This window comes from Bradyrhizobium sp. BR 1432 (genome assembly GCF_051547705.1).
Taxonomy (GTDB): Bacteria; Pseudomonadota; Alphaproteobacteria; order Rhizobiales; family Xanthobacteraceae; genus Bradyrhizobium; species Bradyrhizobium zhanjiangense.
Window position 1 is genome coordinate 97,809 of record NZ_JBPUGF010000003.1, and the last position, 12,076, is coordinate 109,884.

10 protein-coding genes and 3 pseudogenes are annotated in these 12,076 nt (G+C 58.5%); 5 read left to right on the plus strand and 8 right to left on the minus strand.

The window, feature by feature from the left end; all coding sequences use genetic code 11:
* The first annotated feature begins 50 nt into the window (after positions 1-50).
* Entirely contained in the window at positions 51-1,400 is a 1,350-nt protein-coding gene (locus ACSKB8_RS00730; protein WP_438101820.1) for an MFS transporter, read from the plus strand.
* A 407-nt stretch (positions 1,401-1,807) separates the two neighbouring features.
* Here the strand turns inward: ACSKB8_RS00730 and ACSKB8_RS00735 are convergent.
* Positions 1,808-1,984: pseudogene (locus ACSKB8_RS00735) on the minus strand (integrase core domain-containing protein); the annotation flags it as partial.
* A 111-nt stretch (positions 1,985-2,095) separates the two neighbouring features.
* On the opposite strand from ACSKB8_RS00735, the gene ACSKB8_RS00740 reads away from it, so the two are divergent.
* Entirely contained in the window at positions 2,096-2,266 is a 171-nt protein-coding gene (locus ACSKB8_RS00740; RefSeq protein WP_438101822.1) for a hypothetical protein, read from the plus strand.
* Positions 2,267-2,438: 172 nt separating this feature from the next.
* Here ACSKB8_RS00740 and ACSKB8_RS00745 read toward each other — a convergent pair.
* The 3 genes and pseudogenes from ACSKB8_RS00745 to ACSKB8_RS00755 form a co-directional block, all read right to left on the minus strand.
* Positions 2,439-2,612, minus strand: a pseudogene (locus ACSKB8_RS00745) (transposase zinc-binding domain-containing protein); the annotation flags it as partial.
* 262 nt (positions 2,613-2,874) lie between these two features.
* Entirely contained in the window at positions 2,875-3,615 is a 741-nt protein-coding gene (locus ACSKB8_RS00750; protein WP_438101824.1) for a glycosyl hydrolase, read from the minus strand.
* Positions 3,616-3,931: 316 nt separating this feature from the next.
* On the minus strand, positions 3,932-4,144 hold the full coding sequence (locus ACSKB8_RS00755; RefSeq protein ID WP_438101826.1) for a hypothetical protein: 213 nt from the start codon (positions 4,142-4,144) through the stop codon (positions 3,932-3,934).
* Between the two features lie 623 nt (positions 4,145-4,767).
* Between ACSKB8_RS00755 and ACSKB8_RS00760 the strand changes: the two are divergent.
* Positions 4,768-4,955 (plus strand): annotated as a pseudogene (locus ACSKB8_RS00760) (IS110 family transposase); the annotation flags it as partial.
* Between the two features lie 439 nt (positions 4,956-5,394).
* Here ACSKB8_RS00760 and ACSKB8_RS00765 read toward each other — a convergent pair.
* Entirely contained in the window at positions 5,395-8,112 is a 2,718-nt protein-coding gene (locus ACSKB8_RS00765) for an EAL domain-containing protein (RefSeq protein WP_438101827.1), read from the minus strand.
* 442 nt (positions 8,113-8,554) lie between these two features.
* On the opposite strand from ACSKB8_RS00765, the gene ACSKB8_RS00770 reads away from it, so the two are divergent.
* Positions 8,555-8,911: a methylamine utilization protein gene (locus ACSKB8_RS00770; protein WP_438101829.1), complete on the plus strand. Its 357-nt coding sequence runs from the start codon at positions 8,555-8,557 to the stop codon at positions 8,909-8,911.
* Between the two features lie 5 nt (positions 8,912-8,916).
* Here the strand turns inward: ACSKB8_RS00770 and ACSKB8_RS00775 are convergent, their stop codons facing one another.
* On the minus strand, positions 8,917-9,927 hold the full coding sequence (locus ACSKB8_RS00775; RefSeq protein ID WP_438110295.1) for a hypothetical protein: 1,011 nt from the start codon (positions 9,925-9,927) through the stop codon (positions 8,917-8,919).
* 272 nt (positions 9,928-10,199) lie between these two features.
* Here ACSKB8_RS00775 and ACSKB8_RS00780 point away from each other — a divergent pair, with 272 nt between their 5' ends.
* Positions 10,200-10,361, plus strand: coding sequence for a hypothetical protein (locus tag ACSKB8_RS00780; protein WP_438101830.1), 162 nt, complete (start codon positions 10,200-10,202; stop codon positions 10,359-10,361).
* Between the two features lie 33 nt (positions 10,362-10,394).
* Here ACSKB8_RS00780 and ACSKB8_RS00785 read toward each other — a convergent pair whose 3' ends face one another.
* Positions 10,395-11,420 (minus strand): cytochrome-c peroxidase, encoded by a 1,026-nt coding sequence (locus ACSKB8_RS00785; protein ID WP_438101832.1) that lies wholly within the window; start codon positions 11,418-11,420, stop codon positions 10,395-10,397.
* 421 nt (positions 11,421-11,841) lie between these two features.
* Entirely contained in the window at positions 11,842-12,039 is a 198-nt protein-coding gene (locus ACSKB8_RS00790; RefSeq protein ID WP_438101834.1) for a hypothetical protein, read from the minus strand.
* Between the last annotated feature and the right edge of the window lie 37 nt (positions 12,040-12,076).

Consider the following 12,076-nt stretch of genomic DNA (forward strand, 5'->3'; position numbering starts at 1 on the left):
CATAGTTTGTCGAAATGTTTTAGGGGCGTATTCGAGACGGATCCAAGCGCATGGCTGAACAATTTACTCGACGAAGCTCGAAGCCGACCCTCATTGCGGCAGATGAACGCTTGATCAGCCATGCCGTGTTGGGCGCGACGATCGGCAATATGCTCGAATTTTACGATTTCGGGACGTATAGCTTTTTCGCCATCCAGATCGGTCACGCGTTCTTCCCGGCGAAGGATCAGTTCGCCAGCCTTATGCTGTCGCTCGTGACCTTCGGAGCGGGTTTCGTGACCAGACCCATCGGGGCCATTGTGATCGGCTCGTACGCGGATCGAGTCGGACGCAGGCCCGCAATGATCGCCAGTTTTGTCATGATGAGTGCCGCGATACTCGTGTTGGCTGTGACGCCCTCGTACGACACGATAGGCATCGCCGCTCCGTTATTGGCTATTTTCGCGCGTTTGGTGCAGGGCTTCGCCCTGGGAGGCGAAGTCGGTCCGACGACCGCCTATCTGATGGAAGCGGCCCCGGCCGGACGCCGGGGCCTTGCCGTCTCATTTCAGCCTGCCAGCCAACGAATAGCTGCAACGGCCGGAGCGCTGGTCGGAGAAATACTCTCCCTCACCATGACAAGCGAGGCCCTGGATGCCTACGGATGGCGGATCGCGTTTCTGCTCGGTGCCTGTACGCTGCCGTTCGGACTTTGGTTGCGCAGGGCGCTGCCCGAAACGCTGCACCGACCTGAAGCGCCGGCTCTCGCCGACGAGCCTGCAAGGAAATTGCGTGCCAGCCGCCGCATGATGAGCTTGGGATTGGTCATTTTGGCCAGCTGCACGATTATCAGCTATGTCACGGAATATATGACGACTTATGCGCTGAGCACCCTGCAAGTTGCCGCGCCTCTCGCGTTTGCGACCACTGTCGTCAGCAACGCAGTAGGCATTGCTGCGGCACTCCTGGGGGGTTGGCTCGCAGATCGGGCCGGACGCCGGCCCATCATGATATGGCCGCAGATCGCCGCGCTGCTGATGACCTATCCGGTGTTCTTGTGGATCGTAGAGAGCCGCAGTCCCATGGCGCTTCTCGGAGGTCTCGGCGCGCTCACCCTCGTCGGAACAATTCCGTATAGCGCCTTCTATGTCGGTATGGCCGAAGGGTTGCCCAAGAGCATCCGCGGCGGCGCCTTCGCGACGATCTATGCTGTTGCGATAGCGATCTTCGGGGGCACAGCTCAACTCGTCGTCGCTTGGCTGACCCATGTTACTGGGAACGCGCTTGCGCCCGCTTGGTACATGCTTGTCGCTACCGCGGCCGGGCTCTGCGCCATGCTGATGATGCCCGAGACGGCACCGCCGAAAATTCGGGCCGCCGCGAATACGTTTCCGTGCCACCCATCAGCAAACTCGCTCTAAACAGGAACAACTTCGGCGTCACCGAGAGGGGTGAGCGTATCGGTCAGCTTTTTGTAAGCTAGCGATGGCATTCAGACAGGCCGACGCTCGCGTCACAGGCCCCATCCGGCGAGGGGTTGCCTAGAGCGGACGGCGCGAGTTTCGGCGGCACGCGGCGGCGAGTCCTAGCGCCGCGTGCCGATCACCCAGACCGGCGGCCCAGTTAGCGCTGCCCGTGGCCTTCCCAGAGCTCCCCTCACTTCGCGGGCAACACCCGTCTCCAGCCTGCGAGCGCTTCAACCGGTCCTCCCAATCTGTCATGGCAGTCCACCTATCGCAGCCCCAGTTATAAGGGGCCATGAACTGCCATGGCATCGCCTATCATGCTGTTTCTGCCGAGACTTTTTGGCGCGGCGCCTCACTCGCGGGTGCAACCATCGACGACGCAGCCGGCCGTTGAAACTCTCGATAAAGGCATTCTGCATGGACTTACCCGGCGCGATGTAGTGCCATTTGACATGGCTCTGATCGGCCCATGTCAGGATGGCGTTGCTGGTGGGTTGGCTGCTGCTGTCGCTGACCACCATCTTCGGTCTGCCGCGTTCCATCCGAAGGGCGGGCTTCGTCCGCCAAGGTCGTTCGGTATCTCATGGTCATGGGCGGCCAGCCGATGGCTTTACATGCCCGCGTTCGCTCATCCGGAAGGCACCTCGGAGATGGGCGATATCAAGGACGTGCTCGGAGAAAACGACCAGATTTCCGAAGTCTGCCAGAGCACCGTCGAACTGGACGTGCGAAACGCTCAAGAGCGGAGCAGAAGGTCAAGGCCAAGTTTCGTGACGCTCGATGATCTGACCTCGTTACATCTTCCGGGCTGCAATTCCTGACCCGCTCCAGTCGGATGAGCGCTGACGGCGAACAAGCAGTTATTGCCGTTTGATGCAGAGGAAGGACGCCGATGCACAAGACTGGCCAAAAAACTTAATCTCAGCTCTGGTGATCTCGTCGGTCACCTAAACTACCGAACTTGACCGAGATCGACCTGGCGGTGGCGTACGGATTGCGACAGGAGTTGTAGGCAATGCACGTGGCGCCGCAGTCATCGCACTGCTCGACGTGGCCGCCGAACACTACCGCCCGGCATGCTGTGGTCGCGCGCATGACTCGCCGCTCGGCGCGGCCCAAATGCTTGGTATGGGCTTGCCGAAAGACTTCCCGAGATATCCGCCACATTCAGAACCGAAGCCATCAGGTCCGCTTAACTGGGCGGCACAACCTCCAGGCGGAGCCGGTCAAGAGACCCGACGTATTGCTTATGATCTTTGCGCGCAGCCAGAGAGACTGAAAGCCGCCACGCTCGAAGACGATCTGAACTCCACACGCCAACGCCGGGCCGAATTAGACGGGAGGCAGGCAAGGGGCCGCCTTGCTGCAGACGACCCGCAAGGACCTCCCGTTCGGGCGGACTATCACCTCATCGACGGTCCCAAAGTAGTCACTTCGAGATCACGGCCCAATGATTGACGTCAAAGCGTAGTCCGCCGGGAGACGAGGTGATCTCAACGCCGTATTGGACGCTGCCGACGGTTATGTCCCCAAAATATCCTTTCGACTTTATCCATTGCAGGATACTCTTGAGATCCACGGTCTCGCTGTTGGTCTTGGAAGTGCGCAGGAAGGAGATGACCTTGTGTTTGTTCCAGCCTTCAAACACGTTCCAAGTCGCTCCGCCCACATTGACGCCCGTGTAGACTGGGATCGCGGTAGTCCCTGACGAATTATATTTGTAAGAAATGGGCTTAACGTCGCCGCTTCCGTCAGGATTCCCGGTGTAATTGGTCCAAAGCATTATTTCATAGGCATTTGAGCTGTCCCAGATATCGTAGGCGAAGTTCCAGCGGCCGATACTCGGGGCGCTCTGGTTGAAGCTTGAACTCAGGTTGTTGATCGCGCTCAACGGTTTCCAAACATTGAAAGCCTCGTGGGGATAGCTCTTGATGCCGCCGGTATCAGGTTGATTCGACCACACGCTCCATTGATTGACCGAATGCACCGAGATCGTTTGAGGCCCAGCACCTTGACCATATACGTCGTTGTTCCAGGAATAGCCATTAAGGGAAAAAGTGCCGTATTGATCGCGCGAACTCCAGATCGGCGCTTTCGCGGATGCTGGGAATAGCGCAATCATTACCGCAAAAGGCAGCGCAAGTACTTTTACCTTCGACAACTCAGACATTCTAATCTCCACCTGAGACCTGCCCGCCAGCGAACCAAAAGTAAGCAAAAGTGAGGCCAGTCCCAGTGAGTTTGTCCCGGTTGTCTGAACAGATTTTCCGCGTCGATAAGTGGAGCCTCTGCCAAGGGTAGGCCGCCCAGCGCTGCGACGCTCATGTGAGCATCGACCGCTGCACGCGCTTGCGATTGACCTGAAGCCCCTCAGCCTTCACATTCGTCGCGAGCCCAGAAACGGCCAGGCGGTGAACACTCGTCGATCCGCCGCATCAGGGCAAGGTCGTTGTCGCCGCTATAACTTTGAGAGACTGAGTTGATGCTTACGGACGATGCCGCCGATGCGCCGCATCGGAGATGATCTTAAGCAGCCCAAAAACGTAATCGGATGCTTTGCGTATGAGTTCGGTGCTCGTAATCGCAAACTCATCAGGGCGTCCGCGCTCGCGGGTGGCATCTCGAAGTACGGCGAGCTTGGCGGGACCGGCAGAGCCAACAGTGGCCTCGAAAGCCGTTCCGAATTTGAGCCTGTCCATCTGCAGCAAGCCTCCCTAATTGACCGTCAGAGCCAACCGATGAAGAGAGCTTCTGTTTTTGAGGTGCCTTTCTCGCCATAAGCTGCGCGTTCGTGGCAAGCACGATGCTCGCTTCGGTCTGCCCAGACCATTCTCGGAGTACCATAATGGCTTTCTCGAAAGCCTGTCACAGGTCATGGCGTAATCTCCACGAAGCGCGGCGCTTGCCGAGGCCGCCAAAGCTTGGGGCGATAGAAAAGCCAGGGACGGCGGGAGGTCGCCCCGTGCAAGTTTACGCCGCGCGTGGCTATCTCATGGGTTGCGCAAAAATATGAGCAGCCAAGCCCATACGTCTCTCGCAACCAGCGAGCCAGACGAACATCAGAATGCAAGAGCGCAATAACAAGAGCGAATGAATAGTGTGCTTCGACACCGCCCCAGCGCACTGCTAGTTTAGCTTTCGGATATCCATGTGATAAACTGGACATTCATTGAACGAAATTGAACGTGCAGCACTCAGTGAAGCCGAGAACGTGAGGTGATTGATCAATCTCGTCATCGTGTGTCGATTAGCTCTGCGGGCTTCAGGCCAAGCCCTAGCAGCTGCTCCTCTTCGATCGCTAGTTTAGGACTGCGGCCTTGGCCAGATCGACAAGCTGGCGAAGAAGCTCGGTAAGGCTGACCGGCAGCTAAGTTTTTGCTACGAAGCCGGTCCCGGCGGATATGGCCTGCATCGACAACTGAGGTGACTGGGCAGAGCTGCATGGTGGTTGCCCCCTCGCTGATCCCGATGAAGGCCGCGCATCGGGTTAAAACCGACTGGCGCGATGCGGCTATACGCGATGCGGCTATAAAAGTTGCAGGAAGGGCGATCTTCATGGCCAATGGAAGATCGGAGCTGCGGTAGTTTGAAACCGAAAACGCTCTTTGCAATCGCAACAATTGCTCTCCGCGAATTGACGAACGCATTCAATTCCTTCAACTTTTCCGTTGGGCTCAGATCACTTGCGATGACAGCGCGAGAATCGCTTAGCCACTTTATGGCGACTCCTTGGTCTTCCGCGCGCGTCGCATGCTTTATGGCTGAAGCAAACCTAGCGGCCAGCCACTTTCTAATACCTTCCGTGATCAACATCGCGCCTGAGTCCGCCAATTCCCCTAGCCGACTCTGAGTGCGCACAGGGGTTCGCGGCGAACGCCGCAAGGCTGCGGGGATGCCCAGGACCCCATAACAATTTCGCTAAGTGTTAAGACACATGACATCGATGCTCCTAACTGGCTCTCGCTCTGCTCCGGTCACTTGGCTTGAGGCCGCTTCGCAAGCTCAGGATCGTTGATGCGAGTTCGGTTGCAGGGACCGGACGGCTGAACAGGAACCCCTGGGCCTCGTTGCATCCTTCCGCCTTCATCTGGTTCAACTGCTCAACGGTCTCGACCCCCTCGGCTGTTGTTATCATACCAAGGCTTCTTCCGAGGCTGGTGATCGCCCTGACGATCAATTTTGACCCGTTTGTCTCCGTTGCGTCACGAACAAAGGATTGATCAATCTTGATTTTGTCAAAGGGAAAACTGCGGAGATAACTTAGCGACGAATAGCCGGTACCGAAATCGTCCAACGCGATGCGCAGTCCACGTGCCTTCAGCTCATGCAGGGTTGCCATCGTTTCGGAGCTGTTGCCAAGGAGGATCGATTCCGTGATTTCGAGCTCAAGTCGATGTGGCGCCAGCGCTGACGCGTCGATCGCGGTGGCGATGACGTCTGCAAACCTCGGGTCACGAAACTGACTTGCCGAAACGTTGACAGCAATCTTGAGCTCCGCCGGCCAATTGGCCGCCTGCTCGCACGCACGATTGAGAACCCATTCGCCGAGCCGAGCGATGAGACCCATATCTTCTGCGAGCGGGATGAACTGGTCGGGCGGCACGAACCCCCTCTTGGGATGCTGCCAGCGCAACAATGCTTCGAAGCCGCTGATCCGGTCCATTCTTAAGTCATAGATGGGCTGGTAGAACAATGCGAACTCGTCCTTGTCCATAGCCTCGCGCAGGTCGATTTCGAGCGCTCGCCGGCTTCGCCGGTTTGCGTCCATTGCCGGCTCGAAAAACCGCCAGGTTCCCCTACCGTCCATTTTGGACCGGTACAGCGCCATGTCCGCGTTTTTCAGAAGCTTTTCGCGGGTCGTCCCGTCACTGGGCGCGAGCGAAATTCCGACGCTGCACCCGATGATGAGGCGATGGCCATTCAGATCGTAGGGCGCTCCGACACACTCCACCATGCGCTGGGCCAGGCGTTCGGCCTCTTCAGCGGCTCGGACTCCACATTGAATGACGGCAAACTCGTCGCCCCCTAAACGCGCGACGGTATCAACCTCTCGGACGCACGCACTTAACCGGTCGGCAACTGCGCAAAGCAGCGCGTCACCGACCGGATGTCCCAAGCCATCATTGATCTGCTTGAAGTTATCCAAATCGATACAGAACACGGCAAAGCCAGCTCCCCGGCCGACCTCGGCGACGGCCTGCTCGATCCGCTCGGCGAACAGGGACCGGTTTGGCAATCTGGTCAGAGCATCATGACGCGCCATGAACGCGATTTGCGATTGCGCCCTGTGTTGCTCGGTCACATCTTCGCAACTGATGAGCCAGCCGCCGTCGGATGTGGAGCGATGAGCGATCGAGACAACGCGCCCGTCGCTCAGATTCTGGAGGTAGTTGCCGCTCTTGCGCCGAGCCACGAACTCTTCGCATTCCGTCAGAAGATCGGCCACCGTCCGGCTGCCATGATTGCCGGCGGCAACACTCAGGCGGAGGACGTCTTCGAACGTCATCCCTGGCAGCAACAATTGCGGCGAAATATCAAAAATCTCGCAGAACCGACGGTTGACGACCTGGAGCCGTCCCTCTCTGTCATAGAGGCAGAGTCCTTGCGACATGTGCGCGAGCGCCGCATCCAGCCTCAGATTCGTCGCGTGCAGCTCGGCCTTCTGCTGCTTCAAGCCGGTAATGTCGCTGTAGACCAGCATCACGCCGCCTTCCCGGGTCGGACTGCGGCTGATCCGCAGCCACCGCCCATCGGGAAGCTGGGCTTCACCCTCCATGCTATCGGCCTGGCCAAAGCTATGCCGGAGATTGGGTTCTGGTGAGTTTTCGTCGCCTGACACCCGCGCCACTCCTAAGGAACCCGGGTGGACCAGCTGTGGCAGGCAATCAATGAACTCGCCGGCTCTGGAATTGGCCAACGCAATCTGGCCTTCCCTATCGAGCAGGACGACGCCCTCACGGGAGTTCTCAAGGGCATCCGAAAGCCGTCCCTGCGCTGAACGCCGCTGCGCTACCTCTCGATCCACCATCGCCCTGATGTTTTCTCGCATTCTCCCCATGGCAGTCAGAAGAGTGCCGAGCTCATCACCGCCGCCTTCTGGAATGTTTGTGTTCAAGTCGCCATCGGCGATGCTTCTTGCCGCTTTGGAGGCAATCGCGACTGGACCAATGATCCGGCGCACCAAAATCCATGAAAACAGCCCGGACAGAAGGAGCGCGACGATCAACCCGCCGACGTTGACTTGCAGATCGCGCTTGATCGCAGCAAGCGCCCGTTGACGAAATAGAAAGCCATCTCCGGCCGTATAGTTCACCAGTAATTCGATCTGCTGATTGAGAACGTCGGAATACTTTTCGAGATCGCCGATCTCACGCGTATTCGCTTCGATGCTCCCGTGCTCGGCGGCGGGCGCTTGAGCGAGACGGCGATGAAGCGCGATCCAGGCATTTGCGGCCTCCTGGACTTTGGCGGCCGCCTTTGCCGCGCGCGCGGACTGGGACCGCTCGGCCGCTATCGTCACGTCTTCCGAAAGCGTTTTGGCAAGCTCGTCAATAAGGGCTTCCAGTCGAGAATGGACCGTCGGGTCTTTTGTGAGAAGGCGTTGTGCAGACGCCACGCGCATGGCCGCGAAATCGGCGCCCGCCGCACGCGCGTAGTTGATCGACATCAGTGACTCGTCGAAGGTTCTGGCAACCAAGTCACCGGCGTGTCGGATACCGAGGGTCGAATAGCCTCCGAGGGCAGCCGCAACCGCGCTCATTGCCAGACAGAAGAGCAAGATCGCGGTTCGAATTGAGCCTCGCGCTCTGACAAGCCGCGACAGGCAGGCGACTGTGGGCCGAAGCGCCTCAAGAACCGCCTTCGGTTGCCGCATAACCCTCCCGACGAAAACACTCATCATGGTGTCTTTCGTTGCAAACAACTAATCGCAAAACATACGCGCGGACACAGTCGACCTGCCTCCGCCTCAAATTTCCCTAGTAATGACTGCAAGGGATGCGGAAATCGTTAAGATCAACCTGTGATAAGTACAGGAGCACTCACGCGCTCGGACGATCCGAGCAAGACGGTATATTTGGTAAAGTTGAAGTTTCAACGGGGTTGAACTGATGGTTAGACTTTTACCCTTGCGCGTGGGCAAGCTCGGTCTCCAGATCACAGCCGCGGTGACCGGCGGACTGCTCGCAGGCGCAGCTCTGGGGGCAAGTCCCTATACGATCTCGCAAAGGGATCGAGAATTCAGGCCACGAGAGATTATCATCAAGCGCGGCGAGACTTTACGGTTCATTAACGACGATGGTGAGCTCCTGCACCACGCCTATTTGAGTTCGGAGACCTTTGATTTCGATACCGGTGATCAGCAGCCGGGCAGTCAGTTCGAGGTGGTCTTCTCGGTGCCTGGTGACTATACGGTGCTGTGCGGCATCCATCCCAAGATGAAGCTTGGCGTGCGCGTCACCAAATAGCGCGCCTAAAGGATCGCGGTGTTGAAGATGGCGGCGTGGCCAACATAGTAGGCCAAGAGCGTAACTGTCAGCGCCGCACACAGTCCGGCCGGGGCGAGCCACGGACGTCGATAGGCGACCTCCGTCGGCCGATTGTCGGAAAGGATCGCGATCAGTACGACGATAATTGCTGAGTGCCCGATAACATCAAGCTTGCCGAATTCGAAGCACGCGCTGATGAACATGCCGAGCAGCATGGCTGCAGCTACACGACGAACCAGCGGCGTCCAAGCAAGCGCAAAGGCGAGTGTGAACTCGACCATGCCTGCTGCCCGCATGTAGAACTCGTTGTCGAACCCAAACGTAATACCAGGGTGCTCGATCAGAAGCGGGAAACTCCATTCCGGATAGGCCCACTTCTCTATCGACGCCCACATCAAGGTAACGGCGGTCGTGTAGCGCAAGACGTCGAGCGGCGGAACGCCGAACAGATTCCGTTGCAACCCGGTGAGAGCGAAATAGGCCGCGATGCCCAGAAAAATCGGATAATCGGCAAGATGAAACGTGCCGTAATCGCGCACGGCAAGCCCGAACAACACGACAATTCCCACCGCGGAGAGCGGCATGGTGCGACGCGACAGCAGGCCCGCTGCGATGGCGAGCTGCAGAGGTCCTACCATTGCGGACGACGTTTTCAGTTCGGGGGTCAGGATGATTCCTCCGACCGCCCAGACCGAGATGAAGAAGAAGCCGCAGACCGCGCGGATCATTACCTCGGTGTGCAAGCGCAGGCTTTCCGTGAAACGGTCCAGTGAGCGGGCCACTAGCTCGCCGAGCGACGTGCGCTCCACCACACAACCTGAAAAGAACCAGAGCGAGGCAACGCCCAGGAGGATCTCAAAATCCTGGCAGAGAACGTTTTCCAGGCCTCGCGGCTGACCGGCAGCGTCATAGGCGCAAAACCACTTGACGTGGGCGCTGGCGGCTCGGGTCCCCAGGACCCAGAAGGAGAATCCCGTGATGAACCTGGCAAACAGCGTAAGTCCCGAGATACCGATATGGTATCTCGTCCCAGAGACCCAAACATTTCAAGATCCGCCCGTCCTGGAAAAGCACAGCTTTAACGATTTATTCATCTTAGCATAAATTTTAAGGTTTGCGGCGTCCGCGACACCCGCTGGTTGATTGGTGGTTAATATGGCCGCTCCGGGCGGATTTCAGCGCCGTTCAAGTTTTACCGATTTCGAGGACGAGCCTTCAATCCCGATGTCGTACTGAACATCAGGCAATCGGACGGCTGGAGCAGTCCATGTTCGAAGCGTTACGTACGGCGCGTGTGGCAGTAGGCTCGGTGCTCGCCTGCGGCGTAAAGCGTTACGCAGCGCGGACCGAGACCCTGGAGGCTTGGACGGGCGCACTACTTGTGATCGGCTTTGCCCTGCTGGGGTCGGCATTGCCGCACATGCACTGAGGTCCGTTGCGGCGACGCGATTGGGGCAGCCAATTAGCGCAGCAAGTCGGGAAGAGGCGCGGCCGGAGACCAGGCGGTAAGCGTCTGAAGAAAAGCGAGCAGGTCGGTCTTTTCCTCGGCTGTAAGAGCTAAAGGCTTGATCGAAGGGGATCGGCTTGGACGGTCAATCCCACCCTGATCATAAAGTTCGATGACCTGTTCGAGGGTTGCGACCGATCCATCATGCATGTAGGGCGCACGCTTCGCCACATCGCGCAATGTCGGCGTCTTGAATGCGTACTGGAGCTTTTGTGACGTCGGAAACAGCCGCCCCCGTCCGATATCCCCGTCCTTTGCGGTGCCGATATCCTGAAACGATCCATCCGTAAAGGACGGGCCGCTGTGGCAGTTTGAACAACGCCCTTTGCCGTTGAAGACGGCAAAGCCGCGTTTTGCTGCCGCGCTGATCGCAGTTTCATCGCCCATAATCCAACGGTCGAACGGGGACTCGCCGGCAACAATGGTGCGTTCGAACGTCGCCAAGGCAGCTTCGATCCTCGGCCGGGTGATCGCACTATCGCCATACGCGCTTGCGAACGCATCGAGGTAGGCCGGGGCGGCGGACAGACGAGTAATCAACTCCGGCTCTGTGAGATTCATGTTCGACCGACCCGTGATTGGACCAAACGTGACGGATTCGATGTCCTTGAACTTCCCGTCCCAGCCCAGCGGCTCGATGAACGCCACATCAATCAGAGTGGGTGCCCGCAACGGCAGGCCTTTGGGATCCTCCCCAACCGCTCGCGCAAGGCCGTCTCCCCACGACAGCGACGGATTGTGGCAACTTGCACAGGAAACGGTACCGGACCTCGAGAGCAGCGGATCGAAGAACAACATCTTTCCGAGAGCCGCTTTTGACACCGAATAAGGATTGCGGTCTGGGAACGGAATGGCCGCCGGCCGGCGGTAGCCGGCGCGGATCTCCGCCGTCCCATCTGATTTCTCCGCTGCCGTCGCGGCAAAGCGCTGCCCCAGCAGCATGCATGCCGCAAGCAAAGCCAGGCTGACCCAGACCTTCATCGGCGCCTCGGAGGGAAATACGGCTCGTTGTATAAATAACTTGGTCAAGGAAGTCTTAACGGCCCTGTACCCCATTGCCTCGAAATGCCCACTCCCTTGCCATCGGCGCAGGCTCTAACTGACCTCGCAGGCTATCGCGGCCCTGCACGCTTTGAAAAAAGCTGACTATTGATCAATCATGCACCTCGGAAGCCGGCCACACCGATTTGGAAGCTAGAAGTGCCGTTTCGACGCCGACCCTGCTCCGAGGCGCTGCGGGGGCGCTGCCCAGCGGCCAATATCGTCCGGCTGCGTAAGAGAGCATCTCGAATTCAAGCCCATCTGCAGGCTACAGAGCAGCGCAGTCATCCCGACCTCGTCCTCGCAGGACGTCGTCCCACCTTGTCGGCGGGAGACGATTACCATCGCCGAAGAAAGACGATCACGACCGCGCCCTCGTGACGGTGAGGCGAAGCCTCTGCCCGTCCTCCAGAAGAACAGATAACACCGGGGAGTTGCCGGTGGTCTTGCCGATGGAAACCGCGGCCTTGCGCTGGCCGAAGGAGTAGTGTCTCAGGAGGGCTTCCTTGAAGTCCTCCGCTAGCATTTCCAGCGGGTCTGAAAGCACGGTGGTTGCCATAGATTTGGCTCCTGCGCGCGTTGAAACTTCAGCATAC

Coding starts and splice junctions, on each gene's coding strand:
- ACSKB8_RS00730 (WP_438101820.1), top strand. CDS start 51: ATGGCTGAACAATTTACTCGACGAAGCTCGAAGCCGACCCTCATTGCG.
- ACSKB8_RS00740 (WP_438101822.1), top strand. CDS start 2,096: ATGGGCGATATCAAGGACGTGCTCGGAGAAAACGACCAGATTTCCGAA.
- ACSKB8_RS00750 (WP_438101824.1), bottom strand. CDS start 3,615: ATGTCTGAGTTGTCGAAGGTAAAAGTACTTGCGCTGCCTTTTGCGGTA.
- ACSKB8_RS00755 (WP_438101826.1), bottom strand. CDS start 4,144: ATGGACAGGCTCAAATTCGGAACGGCTTTCGAGGCCACTGTTGGCTCT.
- ACSKB8_RS00765 (WP_438101827.1), bottom strand. CDS start 8,112: ATGTCGATCAACTACGCGCGTGCGGCGGGCGCCGATTTCGCGGCCATG.
- ACSKB8_RS00770 (WP_438101829.1), top strand. CDS start 8,555: ATGGTTAGACTTTTACCCTTGCGCGTGGGCAAGCTCGGTCTCCAGATC.
- ACSKB8_RS00780 (WP_438101830.1), top strand. CDS start 10,200: ATGTTCGAAGCGTTACGTACGGCGCGTGTGGCAGTAGGCTCGGTGCTC.
- ACSKB8_RS00785 (WP_438101832.1), bottom strand. CDS start 11,420: ATGAAGGTCTGGGTCAGCCTGGCTTTGCTTGCGGCATGCATGCTGCTG.
- ACSKB8_RS00790 (WP_438101834.1), bottom strand. CDS start 12,039: ATGGCAACCACCGTGCTTTCAGACCCGCTGGAAATGCTAGCGGAGGAC.